The 16,140-nt window shown below is 39.6% G+C and carries 13 protein-coding genes and 1 tRNA gene; 10 read left to right on the top strand and 4 right to left on the bottom strand.

Going from position 1 to position 16,140, the window contains the following annotated elements:
- Positions 1-75: 75 nt before the first annotated feature.
- The 6 genes from WAA15_RS19385 to WAA15_RS19360 all read left to right on the top strand — a co-directional run bounded on the left by WAA15_RS19385 (position 76) and on the right by WAA15_RS19360 (position 5,559).
- Complete coding sequence (locus WAA15_RS19385; protein WP_337044484.1) at positions 76-1,311, top strand: HD domain-containing protein; 1,236 nt, start codon at positions 76-78, stop codon at positions 1,309-1,311.
- A 133-nt stretch (positions 1,312-1,444) separates the two neighbouring features.
- Complete coding sequence (gene lpxD, locus WAA15_RS19380) at positions 1,445-2,503, top strand: UDP-3-O-(3-hydroxymyristoyl)glucosamine N-acyltransferase (protein ID WP_337044483.1); 1,059 nt, start codon at positions 1,445-1,447, stop codon at positions 2,501-2,503.
- 34 nt (positions 2,504-2,537) lie between these two features.
- Positions 2,538-3,929, top strand: coding sequence for a bifunctional UDP-3-O-[3-hydroxymyristoyl] N-acetylglucosamine deacetylase/3-hydroxyacyl-ACP dehydratase (locus tag WAA15_RS19375; protein WP_337044482.1), 1,392 nt, complete (start codon positions 2,538-2,540; stop codon positions 3,927-3,929).
- Positions 3,930-4,014: 85 nt separating this feature from the next.
- Positions 4,015-4,815 carry an acyl-ACP--UDP-N-acetylglucosamine O-acyltransferase gene (lpxA, locus tag WAA15_RS19370; RefSeq protein ID WP_337044481.1) on the top strand — a complete coding sequence of 267 codons (801 nt, stop codon included), beginning with the start codon at positions 4,015-4,017 and terminating at the stop codon, positions 4,813-4,815.
- Positions 4,805-5,428 carry an ABC transporter ATP-binding protein gene (locus WAA15_RS19365; protein ID WP_337044480.1) on the top strand — a complete coding sequence of 208 codons (624 nt, stop codon included), beginning with the start codon at positions 4,805-4,807 and terminating at the stop codon, positions 5,426-5,428. The genes lpxA and WAA15_RS19365 overlap by 11 nt, the downstream gene beginning before the upstream one ends.
- Before the next feature lie 58 nt (positions 5,429-5,486).
- A tRNA-Gly gene (locus WAA15_RS19360) sits at positions 5,487-5,559 on the top strand.
- On the opposite strand, the gene queG is transcribed toward WAA15_RS19360, so the two are convergent.
- Positions 5,552-6,490 (bottom strand): tRNA epoxyqueuosine(34) reductase QueG, encoded by a 939-nt coding sequence (queG, locus tag WAA15_RS19355; RefSeq protein ID WP_337044479.1) that lies wholly within the window; start codon positions 6,488-6,490, stop codon positions 5,552-5,554. The genes WAA15_RS19360 and queG overlap by 8 nt on opposite strands.
- A gap of 145 nt (positions 6,491-6,635) precedes the next feature.
- Between queG and WAA15_RS19350 the strand changes: the two genes are divergently transcribed.
- A complete protein-coding gene (locus WAA15_RS19350) occupies positions 6,636-7,286 on the top strand; it encodes a hypothetical protein (protein WP_337044478.1) in 651 nt (216 codons plus the stop codon).
- Here the strand turns inward: WAA15_RS19350 and lpxK are convergent.
- Positions 7,276-8,325 (bottom strand): tetraacyldisaccharide 4'-kinase, encoded by a 1,050-nt coding sequence (gene lpxK / locus WAA15_RS19345; protein ID WP_337044477.1) that lies wholly within the window; start codon positions 8,323-8,325, stop codon positions 7,276-7,278. The genes WAA15_RS19350 and lpxK overlap by 11 nt on opposite strands.
- A gap of 119 nt (positions 8,326-8,444) precedes the next feature.
- Between lpxK and menC the strand changes: the two genes are divergently transcribed.
- The gene (gene menC, locus WAA15_RS19340; RefSeq protein WP_337044476.1) at positions 8,445-9,530 is read left to right on the top strand and encodes an o-succinylbenzoate synthase; all 1,086 of its coding nucleotides are present in this window, start codon (positions 8,445-8,447) and stop codon (positions 9,528-9,530) included.
- Positions 9,531-9,542: 12 nt separating this feature from the next.
- Here the strand turns inward: menC and WAA15_RS19335 are convergent, their stop codons facing one another.
- The gene (locus tag WAA15_RS19335) at positions 9,543-11,054 is read right to left on the bottom strand and encodes an McrB family protein (protein WP_337044475.1); all 1,512 of its coding nucleotides are present in this window, start codon (positions 11,052-11,054) and stop codon (positions 9,543-9,545) included.
- 235 nt (positions 11,055-11,289) lie between these two features.
- Positions 11,290-12,609: an alkaline phosphatase D family protein gene (locus tag WAA15_RS19330; RefSeq protein ID WP_337044474.1), complete on the bottom strand. Its 1,320-nt coding sequence runs from the start codon at positions 12,607-12,609 to the stop codon at positions 11,290-11,292.
- 82 nt (positions 12,610-12,691) lie between these two features.
- Here WAA15_RS19330 and WAA15_RS19325 point away from each other — a divergent pair, with 82 nt between their 5' ends.
- Positions 12,692-13,570 (top strand): diacylglycerol/lipid kinase family protein, encoded by an 879-nt coding sequence (locus tag WAA15_RS19325; RefSeq protein ID WP_337044473.1) that lies wholly within the window; start codon positions 12,692-12,694, stop codon positions 13,568-13,570.
- A gap of 171 nt (positions 13,571-13,741) precedes the next feature.
- Complete coding sequence (locus WAA15_RS19320; protein ID WP_337044472.1) at positions 13,742-16,135, top strand: TonB-dependent receptor; 2,394 nt, start codon at positions 13,742-13,744, stop codon at positions 16,133-16,135.
- The last annotated feature ends 5 nt before the right edge of the window (positions 16,136-16,140 follow it).

The following is a 16,140-nucleotide window of genomic DNA, read 5'->3' as shown; positions in this document are numbered from 1 at the left end:
ACTATTGAATTTTAATTAGTAAATTCACCCAAAATAAAGTATAGCGTTAAAACAACGTTCTACCAAAGTACCTCAATGACTGTCAACAAACGAAAGATTTTTAACGACCCCGTTTATGGGTTTGTTACAATCCATTCTGACTTAATTTATGACTTAATCGAGCATCCTTTTTTTCAGCGTTTACGTCGTATAAAACAATTAGGGATGGCCGAGTATGTATACCCCGGTGCATTGCATACTCGTTTTCATCATGCCTTGGGAGCCATGCATCTGATGTATCAGGCTTTGCAGGTGTTACAGTCAAAAGGGCATGCTATATCAGAAGATGAATTTGAAGCCGCACAAATAGCAATTCTTCTGCATGACATTGGCCATGGCCCTTTCTCGCATGTGCTTGAATATACTATTCTGGAAGATGTGCATCATGAGCATATTTCATCATTGATTATGCAAAAACTCAACTATGAGTTTAACGGGCGTTTGTCGATGGCTCTGGAAATGTTTAATGGTACTTATGGGCGTGATTTTTTCCATCAGCTTATTTCAAGCCAGTTAGATATGGACCGGATGGATTATCTTACCCGTGACTGCTTCTTTACAGGGGTAGCCGAAGGAACCATTGGTGTGGACAGAATCATTAAAATGCTTAATGTAGTTGATAACCAGTTAGTAGTTGAAGAAAAAGGCTTGTTAAGTGTCGAGAATTTTCTGAATGCGCGCCGCTTAATGTACTGGCAGGTTTACTTACACAAAACTGCCATTTGTGCCGAAACCATGCTGATTCAGATTATCAGAAGGGCACGCGAATTAATGAGCCAGGGGCAAGAATTGTTTGCAGGGCCGGCTTTATCAGTTTTTTTAAAGGAAAACGTCAGCTTATCCGCTTTTCAGAACAATGATAGTTATTTGCAATCGTTTACACTTTTAGACGATTACGACATTTGGGCATGTGTAAAAAACTGGCGGTTTCATTCTGATAAAATTTTATCAACCATCTGTGAGGATTTATTGAACAGGAATTTGTTCAAAATTAAAATCTCTAACAAACCAATTGAAGAGCCACTCATTAGTTCATTAAAACAGGCACTCCTTGAAAAAGGCATTTCTGAAACAGAATTAAGTTATTTTATTACAGAAGGCGATGTAAGCAATAAAGGCTATGTGCGCGGCGACGAAACCATTTATATCTGTACAAAAAATAAAGAAGTGGTTGATATTGCCGATGCCTCCGATTTACCGGCCATTAAGGCATTAAGCAACATCGTGAAAAAATACTATGTATGTTGGGGCAAAAATGTATATTTGCAATGAATTTGCCATATTACAGAGTATTTTTGCATTATTTCAAGAATATTTTCGACAAAAATTATTTGCCGAAACTTTATAGAGTTTAAAGTGCAATAATAGTAACTCACCCAAAGCTGAAACAACAGTTAAGTATCCTATGCAATTTACGGTAAAGCAAATAGCTCATTTATTAAATGGTGAAATTCGAGGTAATGAATCCTTGACAATCAGCAAGTTAGAAAAGATTGAACAAGGAAATGATGGAGATATTTCGTTCCTTGCAAACCCTAAATATGAGCCTTTCATCTATACAACAAAGGCTTCGGCTGTAATTGTCGGGCGTGATTTTGTACCAAAAAAAGAAATTTCTACTACACTTATTGTTGTAGAAAATGCCTATAATTCTTTTACGCAACTTCTTGAAGAGTACCAGAAGATTTTGAATTTTTCCAAGAAGGGGGTTGAACAGCCCGTTTTTGTAGGCGAAAACGTAGAACTCGGCGAAGGACTATATCAGGGTGCTTTTTCATATATCGGGAAAGGCACAAAAATAGGCCATAACGTAAAGATTTACCCGCAGGCTTATATTGGCGAAAACGTAACAATAGGCGATAATACCATTATCTATGCTGGTGTAAAAATATATAGTAATACAGTTATTGGTAAGCATTGCACCATACATGCCGGAGCGGTAATTGGTAGCGATGGTTTTGGCTTTGCGCCCCAAGCAGATGGCACTTACAAAACTATTCCGCAGTTAGGAAACGTAATTATTGAAGATAACGTAAGCGTAGGAGCTAATACTACTATTGACTGCGCCACAATGGGTTCAACAATTATTCGTCAGGGTGTCAAAATTGATAACCTTGTTCAGATTGCCCATAATGTTGAAATAGGTAAAAACACCGTTATTGCTTCGCAGACTGGTGTGGCTGGCTCAACTATCGTTGGCGAAAACTGTGTGATTGGGGGCCAAGTGGGTGTAGTAGGCCATATTTCAGTAGCCAATGGCACAAAAGTTGGCGCACAAGCAGGCGTTACGAAAGGTATAAAAAAAGAAAATACTTCTATATCGGGCACTCCAGCCTTTGAACTAAACGACTATTTAAGGTCAGTTGCTATTTTCAGGAAACTCCCACAATTAGAAAAACAAGTCAGGGAACTTGAGAAACGCCTTGAAGAGCTTTTCACAGAGGGCGTATTATCAGATGTATAAATAGCTGAAAACCGGAAAATAAGACCATTTGCCAATGAACGTTAAACAACAAACCATTCAAAAGAAAGTTTCAATTACAGGTGTAGGTTTGCACACAGGTAAAACCGTGTCGCTTACTATACTACCCGCACCTATTAATCATGGTTATAAATTTCAAAGAATCGACCTAGATAATAAACCTATTATAGAAGCCGATGTTGACTATGTAGTTGATACCTCGCGCGGTACTGTTCTGGAAAAAGAAGGTGTGCGCGTACATACAACAGAGCATATTCTGGCAGCATTGGTAGGGCTTCAGATTGACAACGTTATCATACAGATTGATGGCCCCGAAATTCCGATTCTGGATGGTAGCGCCATTAAATTTGTTGAAATGCTGGAAGAAGCCGGAATTGAAGAACAACAATCCCTAAGAAATTACTATGAAGTAACAGAAGCCATTCATTATCGTAATGATGAACGCAACATTGAACTGGCAGCTTTGCCACTAAATGATTACCGGCTCACGGCAATGGTTGATTACAATTCATCTATTTTGCATAGCCAGCATGCACAGCTACATGCCATTGAGCTATTCAAAGAGCAGATTGCTCCTTGCCGCACCTTCGTGTTCTTACATGAACTGGAGGCCTTATTTCATGCAGGATTAATTAAAGGTGGAAACATTGATAATGCGGTGGTAATTGTTGATAGAGAAGTTACTGAGGAAGAAGTAGAAAATCTATCAAAATTACTGAATAAACCTAAAATTAAGGTAGGCCAAACGGGTATTCTGAACGATACTCCGCTTCGTTTCCCTAATGAGCCGGCAAGACACAAGTTACTTGATGTAATGGGTGACCTTGCGCTGGTAGGGCGCCCGCTTAAAGCGCATATTCTGGCAGCACGCCCAGGACACACCCCTAATGTTGAGTTAGCCAAGAAAATTAAAAAACAAATGCTCGACTCAGCTAAAAGTGCGCCGCAATATGACCCCAACCTGCCACCTGTATATACTTTAACCGAAGTAGCTAAGCTTTTGCCCCACCGCTACCCGTTTGCGCTTGTTGATAAAATCGTTTATCTCGATGGCCAAACAGTAGTGGGTATAAAAAATATTACCATGAACGAACCTCAGTTTACAGGACACTTCCCCGACAACCCTGTTATGCCCGGTGTGTTGCAAATTGAAGCTATTGCCCAAACTGGCGGTGTTCTGGTACTTACTTCTACCGGAAATCCAGAATCATACTGGCCTTATCTGGTAAGTATTGATAACTGTCGTTTTTACCATAATGTTGTACCGGGTGATACCCTGATTATCAGATGCTCGCTACTTATACCTATGAAATTGGGTGTAGCTAAAATGCACGGCGAAGCATGGGTAGGGAAAAAACTGGTATGCGATGTAAACATGACAGCCAGATTAGTTAAAAAAGCAAAATAATTCCAAAGCTACAAACCACGAGCAAAAGCTGTAAGTCTGCGTGTTTTTGTTTTTAGCTTACCATTTACAAAGCTATCTCTAAAATATGAATCAACCATTAGCTTTCATACATCCTGACGCTAAAATTGCGCATAACGTTGTTGTTGAGCCTTTTGCTGTAATAAATAAAGACGTTGAAATAGGAGAAGGAACATGGATTGGCTCCCACGTCATTATTATGGAAGGAGCCAGAATCGGAAAAAACTGTAAGATATTTCCGGGGGCAGTTATTTCTGCCGTGCCTCAGGATTTAAAATTCAAAGGTGAAGAAACCGTAACTATCATCGGTGACAACACAACCATACGCGAATGCGTTACCGTAAACCGTGGAACGGTAGACAAATACCGTACTGAAATTGGTTCTAACTGCCTTATTATGGCCTACGCCCACATTGCACATGACTGTATTGTAGGAAACAACGTAATTCTGGCAAACTGTGTGCAATTAGCAGGGCATATTACCGTAGGCGACTACGCCAATATCGGTGGGATGTCGGCCGTGCAACAGTTTGTAAAAATAGGCAAACACACCTATATTGGTGGCTGTTCGCAAATCAGAAAAGACGTACCTCCTTACATTAAGGCAGCACGTGAGCCGCTTTCTTATGCAGGTATTAACTCAGTAGGGCTAAGAAGACGTGGCCATACCGACGAAAAAATTGCCGAAATACAAGATATTTACCGTTATATTTATCTGAAAGGCTTAAATAATAGCGATGCCATCACACAAGTAGAGCTGGAGTTTCCGGCTACACCTGAACGTGATGAAATTCTGAACTTTATTTCTAACTCTGAAAGAGGAATCATCAGAAGTCCTGCAAAAAAAGTAGTAGATAGTGAAAATTGAGCTTGCTAATATTGGTAAGAAGTTCCGTAACGAATGGATTTTTCGCAATACAAATTTATCCTTTTCGGCTAATAACAGTTACACTTTTGTTGGCCCTAATGGTAGCGGAAAATCCACTCTTTTACAGGTTATTGCGGGGGTATTACCACAAACCGAAGGGAAAATAACTTACAGTTCTGCTGCTGCTCAGGAAATTCAGATTGACGATATTTACAAAGAAATTGTCATTGCTGCTCCGTATCTTGAGTTGGTAGAAGAATTTACACTCTTAGAAACAGTTGAGTTTCATCAGAAATTCAAACCACTGAAAAATCAATTGTCCTCCTCACAGTTTCTTGAACAAATACAGCTTGCCCCTCACCAGCATAAACAAGTAAAAAATTTCTCTTCGGGCATGAAACAACGGCTAAAGCTAGGGCTAGCATTTTACTCTGACAGTGCTATTATTATGCTTGATGAGCCAACTTCAAACCTTGATGCCCAAGCTAGCGAATGGTATTTAAAGCAAGTTGAGCAACATACACCAGACCGCCTGCTAATTATTTGTTCTAACCAGCCCAACGAATACGCTTTTTGCAAAAATATTATTGATATACGTGATTTGAAGCAATAAATGCCCAATGCAAAGTCTTGACAAAATAAATGTTGGTCAATATATTTGCATAAGATAAGCGATAGTAGCTCAGTTGGTAGAGCGTCCGCTTCCCAAGCCGAAGGTCGCGAGTTCGAATCTCGTCTATCGCTCTTTTACAAAAGCCATATTCCGTTTTAAACCTTCTAGTTTGGTTCTTTTTACAGCCGACCTCCGAAAAATTTCCTGAAAAACCTCTTCTGTAATTTCTTCCCAATCGTTTTTGCTGAAGTTTTCTAATAAAGGGTTCAATTCAAATTCAGGGGTACGATGTGGCCTCGCAAATGAGTTCCATGGGCAAACATCCTGACAAATATCACAGCCAAAAATCCAGTTTTCAAACTTGCCTTTAACTTCATCGGGTATAGCCTCTTTTAACTCAATCGTGAAATAGCTAATACATTTACTTCCATCTACCACATAAGGTTCAATAATTGCATCGGTAGGGCAAGCGTCAATACAACGGGTACAGGTTCCGCAATAATCTTTTATAGCGGTATCGGCCTGCAAGTCAAGGTCACATATAATTTCACCAATAAAAAAGAAACTCCCAATTTGCCTATTAATCAGGTTTGTGTGCTTACCTACCCACCCCACTCCACTTTTCTTGGCCCAAACCTTATCCATCACAGGTGCCGAGTCGACAAATATTCTTCCGTTTACCTCCCCTATTTCCTCTGAGATAGTATCCATCAGGTCTTTGAGCTTATCTTTTATTACAAAATGGTAATCTTTGCCATAAGCATATTTCGATAACTTGAGAGAGTCTGGCGTTTCGGGCAGTTTTTTATCGGGGTAATAATTCAGAATGAGCGTAATAACAGATTTTGCCCCCTCGACCAGTTTACGAGGGTCGAGGCGTTTATCAAAATGATTAGCCATGTAAGCCATCTTTCCGTGGTAATTTCTGTTTAGCCAAGCCTCTAGCCGCGGAGCTTCTTCTTCAAGAAAATCAGCTTTAGAGATACCACAAAAATCAAATCCTAATTCCTTAGCTTTGGTTTTAATCAGGTGGGCGTATTTTTCTGCATAAGATGGAAGCATATACAAATATACAATAAATTGTTTTTATGGGCATTAAGGCTCTTACATCCGCAACAAGCCTTAAAATAAATTAGCGTAGTAAAATATAATAATTACTTTTGCTAAGCATTATTACCATATATACGTACAATAAACAACTTATTTTATGAAAAAATTACTATCTTTTTTCTGTGTCTCATTATTCGCACTGACAACTTCTGCACAGGTTATTCCACAAGGTACACGTTTTATTGGTGGGGGCTTCTATTTTAGTCTTCAAACACAAGCAGAAAAGAATGAAGGAGAAGCAACTAGCTTTCAGGTAAGCATAGCTCCATCGATTACTTATTTTAAAAAAGATAATTTCTCAATTACTTATTCTTTAAGCTATGGTATTTCGACAACCTATTACAATTATAAGAGCTCGGCAGATATATCATCTTCTACCAGAATGTTTTCAAATAATATTTCAGCTAGTTTATTTCTGACAAACTATAAAATGCTTACCGAAAAACTAGGGATTTCGATACAATATGGCGGTAGCATAAGTACAGGCTTTAGTAGTACACGCTATAAAAGAGATTTACCAGATATGGATATTAAACAAGAAGGGCCAAGCACTGTTGGCTTAAATCTGGGGGTAGGGCCAGGAGTTATTTATCTGATTAGCGACAGATTCGCCATTGAAGGCAATACCTCTTTGATAAACCTGAATGCTATGTACAGTTGGGGAAAAACCTTTAACGGTTTTAATATTAATACAGGTGCTAGTGCAAGTCCGTCTTTGGGTATAGGAATCAGATATTTCATGAAATAAAAGTAGTGATGTTTTCAAGCACTAACTGGTTAAATTTTTCGGTGTTTTCGAGCGTTATTTCGATAGGCACATAAAAAAAGCGTCTGATTTCAACCTCATTTAGCAAGGGTTTAAGTTTTACCATATCTTTTTCGGTGGTAATAATCTGTTTGCCCAAAGCCTGATTCAAAAGATTGTCAACCTCATTGCGGGTAAAGGCAAAATGGTCGGGAAAATCGACTGTTTTTTCAATCGTTAAACTTTGTGCATTCAAGTACTGCCAAAACACTTCTGGCTTGGCAATAGCTGTTACAACCATGCAGGGGCTTTTTTTCTCAAAAACTTCTGCATGGTTATAGCCACAAATGGCATTATACCGAATCTTTGAGAAAAATACAGGCGTATTTTCAGTAGTATATACCTTAATATTAGCAATCATTTCCTGTATAATCTGCGAAGAAACATACTCAGGACACTTTGTTATAATAACTACATTTGCTCTTTTCGCACTTTGGCGAATATCTCTGAGCTTGCCCACAGGCACCAGATAATCCTGATAGAAGGGACGTGAATAATCAGAAAGAAGTATATTAAAATGCGGGGCAATTCTACGATGCTGAAAGGCATCATCTAATATAACCAACTGATTGTCAGGGAATTTTGCTTGAATCCCAGCCACACCTGCCACACGGTCTTCACATACTACTACATTAACTTTATTACTAAATTTCTGATAATATTGCATGGGTTCATCACCAATGCTGTGGGCAGTAGCTGTATTATCGGCAATCAGAAAACCTTTTGTACTGCGTTTGTACCCTCTGCTTAGTATGCTTGTTTTGAAGGAATCGGCCAATAATTTAACCAGATATTCTACGTGAGGGGTTTTACCTGTACCACCCAGATTAAGGTTACCTACATTAATTGTAAAAACTTCAGGCTGGCTACTTTTCAGTAAACCAGTATCGTAAAGCCAGTTTCTGACATATACTATGCCAGTAAGCAACGCTGTAAGTGGAAACAATACGATTTTTAAAATCCTACTAAATACCAAACGCATGAGCTAGCTTTTAAATCATCAATTTTTAGACTTTCTATTAAGAAAATAGCACAAATTGATTTATCTGTAACATAAAAAATAAAACTTTCTGTACTTTTGCCAAAATTAAGCATTTTTCGATGGGGCTAAAAGCTAAATGGTCTAAACACTTACTAAAGTTCAGGTTTGAAGCCGGAACTTCCAGAGGGGTTTATACTGAAAAAGAGACTTTCTTCCTGAAAATAGTTGATACCGAAAATCCGACGGTTTTTGGCTTGGGAGAAATTGCCCCATTGCACGGCCTGAGTATTGATTACACTCCAGACCTAGCAGATATACTCAATCAAATCTGTGAAGACTTTAACAGCCTCGATTTAGAGGTTTTTCCGTGGAATCTGAACATTATTCTTTCACAGCTTATCGATGACCGTTTTCCTGCCGTCAAATTTGGGTTTGAAACAGCCTTACTTGATATTATGAACGGAGGTAAGCGTATCATTTTTGATAATGACTTTGTAAACGGAAGAAAATCTATTCCTATCAATGGGCTTATCTGGATGGGAACTAAAGATTTTATGGTGCATCAGGTCGAAGAAAAACTGGAGTCTGGCTTTAATACTCTTAAACTAAAAATAGGGGCTATTAATTTTCAGGATGAATTAAGCATTCTGGCTTCTATCAGAGAACGTTTCAGTCCTGAACAAATCAGCTTACGGGTTGATGCTAACGGAGCTTTTTCGTCAGAAGAAGCCCCTCAAAAGCTGGCACAATTAGCCGAATACAGGCTACATAGTATTGAACAGCCCATTAGAGCGAATCAGGTTGAGGTAATGGAAAATCTGAGCAAAAGTAGCCCTGTACCTATTGCGCTCGACGAAGAACTTATTGGCGTGAGCGATTATGTACAAAAAATGCAGCTACTGAAAAAAATACGCCCGCAATATATTATCCTGAAACCTACACTTCTGGGTGGCTTGCAGCATTGCCGCGAATGGATTGAGATTGCTTCACGCTTACAAATAGGCTGGTGGATAACCTCGGCCCTTGAATCGAACATAGGCCTCAATGCGATTGCCCAGTTTACTGCCGAATATAAAAATACGCTGCCTCAGGGTTTAGGAACTGGAGGCTTGTATCATAACAATATTGACAGCCCCTTAGTAATGGCAAATGGCTCCCTACGGTACGATACCAGCAAGGCATGGGATTTAAGCCTGATAGAATAAAAATCTAAATATCTACTCTATATACAGCTTTTTAAGCATCTCGGGCTGAATATCCTGATTAACTCTATACTTAAAACTTTCATCTTCAAAATTATCGAGGTTAGTTCCGAATACATCTTTCGTTCTTATTGTTTCGCGAAGAATAATCTCCGGCCCTAGAATAAGCCGTATTTTTTCCCAGTCGTTGTAGAAATACTCCTGCAATAGTGGAATAATTTTGCTAATGAAAACCCTCACCAGAGCTTCGCCTGAATATATATCTATAAAATAAGCATGCCCTATTGTATGGTTACGGTCTAGTAAAAACTCAATACGTTGGTTTATTTTATTAAGCAGTTTTTCAAAGTCTATGCCGTCGTGTTCTTTTAAAATATAAGGTTGTGGTATAAGTTCCTGAAACTCGAACCTCCGGCGAAGAGCTAAATCAAGCAAGGCAATCGAACGGTCGGTGGTATTCATGGTGCCCACAATATACAGATTTGCCGGAATGCCAAACCGCTCTTGCGAATATGGCAAAACAACTGAAAGTTCGTTGCTATTACCCAAACGTTTGTCTGACTCAATCAGCGTTATAAGTTCGCCAAACACTTTTGAGATATTGGCCCTGTTTAGCTCATCAATAATTAGTAGCTGGCATTCGGCTTTATTGAATTTTTTGGTCCGATTCTCTTTTGTATCATCCATACAAGCTGAAAAACTTTGATAACCAGCCTTTTTCAGTGCCTCAAGACATGATTTATAGAAAACACCTTTAACCACTTCATAATATACCTGTCCGTTTCGGGTTGATGGCCTCAGCCCCTCCATAAATTCTTCGTAGCTATACGATTGATGAAAGGTAATAAATGTTGAACCGAACTGATTAGCCAGTTTTTGCGCTTCGAAAGTTTTGCCCGTACCCGGAGGGCCATAATATACCAGATTCAACGGAATATCAGGTCTGGTAACGTAAATGGGTGTATCCTCATTTAGTTCCTGCATGGGAATGTCGGCAGGGATATATGGTTTGTCAGGGTGGTCAACCTCCCAGAACAACTCATTCCTGAGATTTTCGTCTTCAGCAATCTGATAAATATAGGGGTTATGCCTTTCTTTTCTGGGGCTTGAAACAGCCATTGATTTCAGTTCTTCCAGACACTCCTGCCATGCACTTCTTATTTTAATATCATCAATAATATGCTTTTGCTCAAAAGGGATATTGGCGTAGAAATATTCAGGGTTATTCAGGCTTGATAACTGAATGAGTTTGTACTTGGTAAAGAGTTGTTCGTGCCGTTTACAAAAAAGCATATCAAACCAGATTCCTTTTTTACGACGTAAATGTAAAGCCACGTAATTATTAATATTGGCCGTAATGGCCTTATCTTTTCGGGTAGTAAAGGCAATTCGGGGGTCATCAATACCCAGATTTGTTACTTCGATAAGCTCCTGTAAAAGCACAAAAAATCTCAGAAAGGCTTCTTTATTATCAATTTCCTGAAGTTTCTTTATGAGTAAATCTTTATTTTCTGTTTGTGTGCTCATTTTTTAAATCCTTTTAAAGGCGGTGCGTCAATCAATATAATTTCCTGATTTTGTGTTATCGGCACAAGTTAAGAAGATTATCGATAAAATAAATATTCTGTGCCACCATATACCCAAAACAAAGATTTTAACGAAATAATGGCTTTATGTTTCAAGAGCAGCATAAAAAAACAAGCATCTCTGACCAACACAGAAGAGTGTCCGTCAGAGATGCCTGTACTTTATAGCAAATAACTTATTTTAGCTCACTGGCTTTAATTTCTTTTGTCCAGAGTTCCTTGCCATCTTTATCCAATACGTTAATTTTTAAGACCCTATCGGTACGTTTTCCTGAAATTTCCAACAAGCCATAATTATGTTTTGTTACGCTTGTGCCTTCCACATACGGTGTATTTGCTTCTTCTGTTACAGGTTTTGATGGCCCCGACGTTAATGCCGAAACAGTTAAGTCATAGATAGGATAAGTACCCGGCCGCTCAATTTTGCAAAGAGACGTCCAGTGGCGGTCACCACTGATAAAGATAACACCCGGTATTTTCTCTTTGGCAATCAGGTCGAACAGTTGGTTTCTTTCTTCTTCATAATTGGCAAAGTTCTCGAATATTTTGGCCGGATTACCAACCTGCCCCCCTACTACAACAAATTTAAACGGAGCATTCGAAAACTTAAGGGCATCAACTAACCACTGAATCTGTTTTTGCCCAAAATATTCTCTGTTACCAGTAATACGGTCATTAGGTGTTCGCCACCAGCGGTCGTCCATCAGAAAAAACTGGCAATCAGCCCATTGGAACGAGCCTGTTACGCCTTCGTCCTGAAAGGTATAATTCAGATTTCCCCAGAAAAGTTTAAAGGCATCAAGGGTTTGCTTTTTACTTACGAAGCCTCTGTCGGCATCATTTGGGCCAAAATCGTGGTCGTCCCAAATCGCATAGTTATGTATGCTAGCCAGCAGGGGCTGCATTTCAGGCAATGAGCGTGTGTGTGTATAACGTTTCAGAATTCCTGACTTGGTGTTCCAGTCGGGTTCTCTTAAATAGAGGTTGTCGCCTCCCCAGAGCATAAAATCAGGTTTTGATTTATAGATACTGGTAAAAATCTCATATTCAGAGCCATAGGGTGTGCCGGGGCGGTCAAACTCTGGCTCATTAATGTATGCACAGCTACCAACTGCAAACTTAAAGGCAGGTGGGTCTGTACGCCATTGCCAAAGGCTTTGAGTCTGAAATTCGAGCGGATAACTGATTGCTATTTTCTTTTTATCGACCCATACCTCATAGCCATATTTTTTACCGGGTAGTACTTCGTCTGCTATTAGTCTGGCCACATACGCGTCGGCTTTTTGGGTTCTGAACTCGTCTGTCGAATATTTTACATTAGGTTTTTCTTTATCCCAGTAAACAAATTTTACGGATGCTTCTTTTTTGGTTTGTACCCAAAGTAACACTTCGCGCATTTCGGAGTACCCCAACATAGGCCCCGACTGTATTTGCGCCCAACCAACCGAAACGCTAATTATACTAAGGAATAATAGTAGATGTAATTTTTTTATCATAATATTAGGTGTTAAAGATGAAGAGTACAAGCCAACAAATTTAATCTATTCTAAACAAACCCTATATTAAACTTTTGTAAAAATGCCTAAAAAGATTCTTTTGCTCATTAACCCCTATTCGGGTTCGGGCAAAAGCCTTGCTGCAAGCGATTATTTAAGACAACACCTTCAAGGCTACGAGTATACTTCTGTTATCAGTCAGTATAAGGGTCATCTGAGTGACTTTTTACAAAATACTGACCTTTCATTGTTTGAAAAAATTGTTGTTTTGGGTGGCGATGGCACCATGCACGAAATAACCAATGCCATAGGTACTCAGATAAACCTACCTCCGGTTATGTTGTTTCCGTGTGGTAGTGGCAATGCTTTTAATCATGATATTGATAGCCTTGATTGGGCTACTTCACTACAAAAACTACAAGAAGGCTCCAGCAAAGACATTGATATTTTCAGGATGTTTTTTTCCGACACTCAGCCAATATATGGCTTTAATGTTATGGGTTGGGGGCTAGTGTCGGCTATAAATCAGAGTGCTGAAAAACTCAGGTGGCTTGGTACAGCCCGTTATACAATAGCGGCGTTGATTCACTTGTTCCGAAACCCTGTTTTTAAAGGAAACGTTCAGGTAGATGGCGAACTATTTACTGGCAATTTCAGCTTTGTGCTTGCCTGCAATACGCAACACACAGGTAAAAGCATGAAAATTGCTCCACTGGCTTTGCTGGATGACGGCCTGTTGGATGTGCTGGTTATCAAGCACGTTCGGTTCTATCATCTTCTCAGGTTGTTTCCGCTTATTTTTTCAGGCAAGCATATTCATTCCTCGTTGGTTATTTACCGTAAGGCCAAACAAATACGTATTGATGCGAATCCGTCGGTACTCGTGGTCGATGGCGAAATAAAATGCCAGACTCCGCTAACGATAGAAGTAATGGCAAATAAACTCAGAATGATTGTTTGATTAAAGGCTGCGCATAAACTTTTTGATTATAATTTTTCTAGCTTACAGGCTTTTTATTTCCTGTTGATTTGCCTGTAAAGCCCATAATTCCTTTTAAAACTCAATAATATTTCTTGTTTAAACGTTATGCAATGAAATCGGAACTGCCGTTTCTAATTGACAGACACTCTTATGAAGTTACTATATACTTTGCTTTTCTTCTGTGTTTCATTCAGTATTTTTGCTCAGACTCGTTTTACAGTAAGCGGATACATCCGCGAAAAAGGTAGTCAGGAACAACTCATTGGCGTAAATGTCTATTTACCTAATTCTTCGGTAGCTACTACGTCCAATACTTATGGGTTTTACTCTCTTACGCTTCCGGCACAAGATTCTGTTACGCTTATTTTTTCTTTTGTGGGGTACCAGCGCATTGAAAAAAGAATCGGTTTCAGGCAAAGTACTGAGCTTAATATAATACTTGAGCCAGCTAACCAATTACAGGAAATAGTTGTATCGGCCAGAAAACAGGAAGAAAAAGTGAGTGAAACCGCCCAGATGAGCCAGATTGATTTACCTGTGCAACAAATAAAAAAAATACCTGCATTTCTTGGGGAAAAAGATGTACTAAAAGTATTGCAACTCATGCCCGGTGTACAAAAAGGTTCCGAAGGGCAGTCGGGCATTTATGTAAGAGGTGGTGGTGCCGACCAGAACCTGATTATTCTGGACGATGCCATTGTTTATAACGCCAGCCATTTATTTGGTTTCTTTTCTACCTTCAATGGCGATGCCCTCAAAAGCGTAGAACTAACCAAAGGTGGTTTCCCTGCCCGATACGGCGGGCGTTTGTCTTCAGTTATTGACCTTAATATGAAAGAAGGCAATAAAGAAAAACTACATGGCGAAGGGGGAATTGGCTTGATTTCTTCCCGACTGACACTCGAAGGACCAATAAAAAAAGGGAAATCGTCTTTTCTGATTTCAGCCCGTAGAACTTACCTCGATGTAATTGCCAAACCTTTTATTGCGTCTCAGTCGAGCGGGGAAAGCCGAGATATGGGCGGCTACTATTTTTATGACCTTAATGCCAAACTCAATTATGATTTCGGACGAAAAGATAAAGTTTATATCAGTGGCTATTTTGGGCAAGACCGTTTCTATGCCGAATCAAAAGATGCTACCAGCAATAACGAATCAAAACTCAACTGGGGGAACAGCTCTGCAACACTTCGCTGGAACCATTTGTTTAATGAAAAACTTTTTGCCAATACCTCTTTTATCCTGAGCCGGTATCAATTCGGTATTGGTAGTTTTTTTAGTGATACCCAACAATCGAGCGATAACTTTACGCTTAAATACAATTCTATTATTAATGACATAGGTCTGAAAAGCGATTTTGATTTTTTCCCTGACCACAGGCACTCAATCCGAATGGGAATAGCCGCTACAAGGCACAGGTTTATTCCGTCGGCTATTGTACTCAGAAGCAACCAGCTCAATCTGGATAAAGCCGCAAACCCGATTGATGTACTGGAGTCAGGAGTTTACGGTGAAGACACTTGGAAGATAACCGATAAATTTAAAGTGAATTTGGGCTTACGGCTTAGTTATTTTCTGGCTCAGCAAAAAAGCTATTTCAGGCCCGAACCACGTTTTTCGGCAGCACTCAAACTGGCCGAAGACCTTTCGGCAAAAGTATCTTATGCCGAAATGAACCAGTTTGTGCATTTACTCTCTAATACGGGCATTGGCTTACCAACCGACCTCTGGGTACCTACCACCCGAAAAGTAGCCCCACAGAATTCGCGGCAGATAGCTGCCGGAATAGCCAAAGACCTACCCAAGCAAAACCTTACTTTAACCATTGAGGGATATTATAAAATTATGCATAATATCCTGGCCTATAAAGAAGGCTCTACTTTTTTGAGTCTGGATGGATTAGGGGCGCAAGAAGTAAGCTGGGAAGACAACGTAACGGCCGGAAAAGGCTGGTCGTACGGAGGAGAATTTTTATTACAGCGCAAGGTAGGAACGTTTTCGGGTTGGGTAGGTTATACACTTTCGTGGACACAATGGCAGTTTCCAGAGTTGAATTTCGGCAAAAAATACTACCCTAAATATGACCGCCGACACGATATTTCAGTAGTTGGCATCTATGAAATCAGCCCGAAAATTACCCTATCAGGCACATGGGTTTATGGTACTGGCAATGCTCTTACATTACCAGTATCGAGTTATAATGCTTACGTTGACCGCTTTAATAATTCGAGGAGGCCGCCTACCATAGTAGACCGCATTACATGGGGTAGCCAGCGGGTAAACGAATATGGAGACAAAAACTCTTTCAGAGCAGAGGCTTACCATCGGCTCGATTTGGGCATACAGTTTCATAAGAAACTGAAACGCCACGAACGCACATGGGAATTTAGTGTTTATAATGCCTATAACCGAAAAAATCCTTTCTTTTATAACATCGATTCGGAGGTATCAACTACTGGTACTACTACGCAAACCAAAATGGTTCTGAAAAAATATTCGTTGTTTCCGATAGTGCCGGCTTTTTCCTACAACTTTAAATTCTGACAATA

Origin of the sequence: Emticicia sp. 17c (assembly GCF_037153985.1) — a bacterium.
In the GTDB taxonomy this organism is placed as follows: domain Bacteria; phylum Bacteroidota; class Bacteroidia; order Cytophagales; family Spirosomataceae; genus Emticicia.
This window is presented reverse-complemented; position numbering and strand designations above follow the sequence as displayed.

What these genes read in the sequence shown, in the direction of transcription:
- WAA15_RS19385 (WP_337044484.1), top strand. Translation starts at nt 76, where the DNA reads ATGACTGTCAACAAACGAAAGATTTTTAACGACCCCGTTTATGGGTTT.
- lpxD (WP_337044483.1), top strand. Translation starts at nt 1,445, where the DNA reads ATGCAATTTACGGTAAAGCAAATAGCTCATTTATTAAATGGTGAAATT.
- WAA15_RS19375 (WP_337044482.1), top strand. Translation starts at nt 2,538, where the DNA reads ATGAACGTTAAACAACAAACCATTCAAAAGAAAGTTTCAATTACAGGT.
- lpxA (WP_337044481.1), top strand. Translation starts at nt 4,015, where the DNA reads ATGAATCAACCATTAGCTTTCATACATCCTGACGCTAAAATTGCGCAT.
- queG (WP_337044479.1), bottom strand. Translation starts at nt 6,490, where the DNA reads ATGCTTCCATCTTATGCAGAAAAATACGCCCACCTGATTAAAACCAAA.
- WAA15_RS19350 (WP_337044478.1), top strand. Translation starts at nt 6,636, where the DNA reads ATGAAAAAATTACTATCTTTTTTCTGTGTCTCATTATTCGCACTGACA.
- lpxK (WP_337044477.1), bottom strand. Translation starts at nt 8,325, where the DNA reads ATGCGTTTGGTATTTAGTAGGATTTTAAAAATCGTATTGTTTCCACTT.
- menC (WP_337044476.1), top strand. Translation starts at nt 8,445, where the DNA reads ATGGGGCTAAAAGCTAAATGGTCTAAACACTTACTAAAGTTCAGGTTT.
- WAA15_RS19335 (WP_337044475.1), bottom strand. Translation starts at nt 11,054, where the DNA reads ATGAGCACACAAACAGAAAATAAAGATTTACTCATAAAGAAACTTCAG.
- WAA15_RS19330 (WP_337044474.1), bottom strand. Translation starts at nt 12,609, where the DNA reads ATGATAAAAAAATTACATCTACTATTATTCCTTAGTATAATTAGCGTT.
- WAA15_RS19325 (WP_337044473.1), top strand. Translation starts at nt 12,692, where the DNA reads ATGCCTAAAAAGATTCTTTTGCTCATTAACCCCTATTCGGGTTCGGGC.
- WAA15_RS19320 (WP_337044472.1), top strand. Translation starts at nt 13,742, where the DNA reads ATGAAGTTACTATATACTTTGCTTTTCTTCTGTGTTTCATTCAGTATT.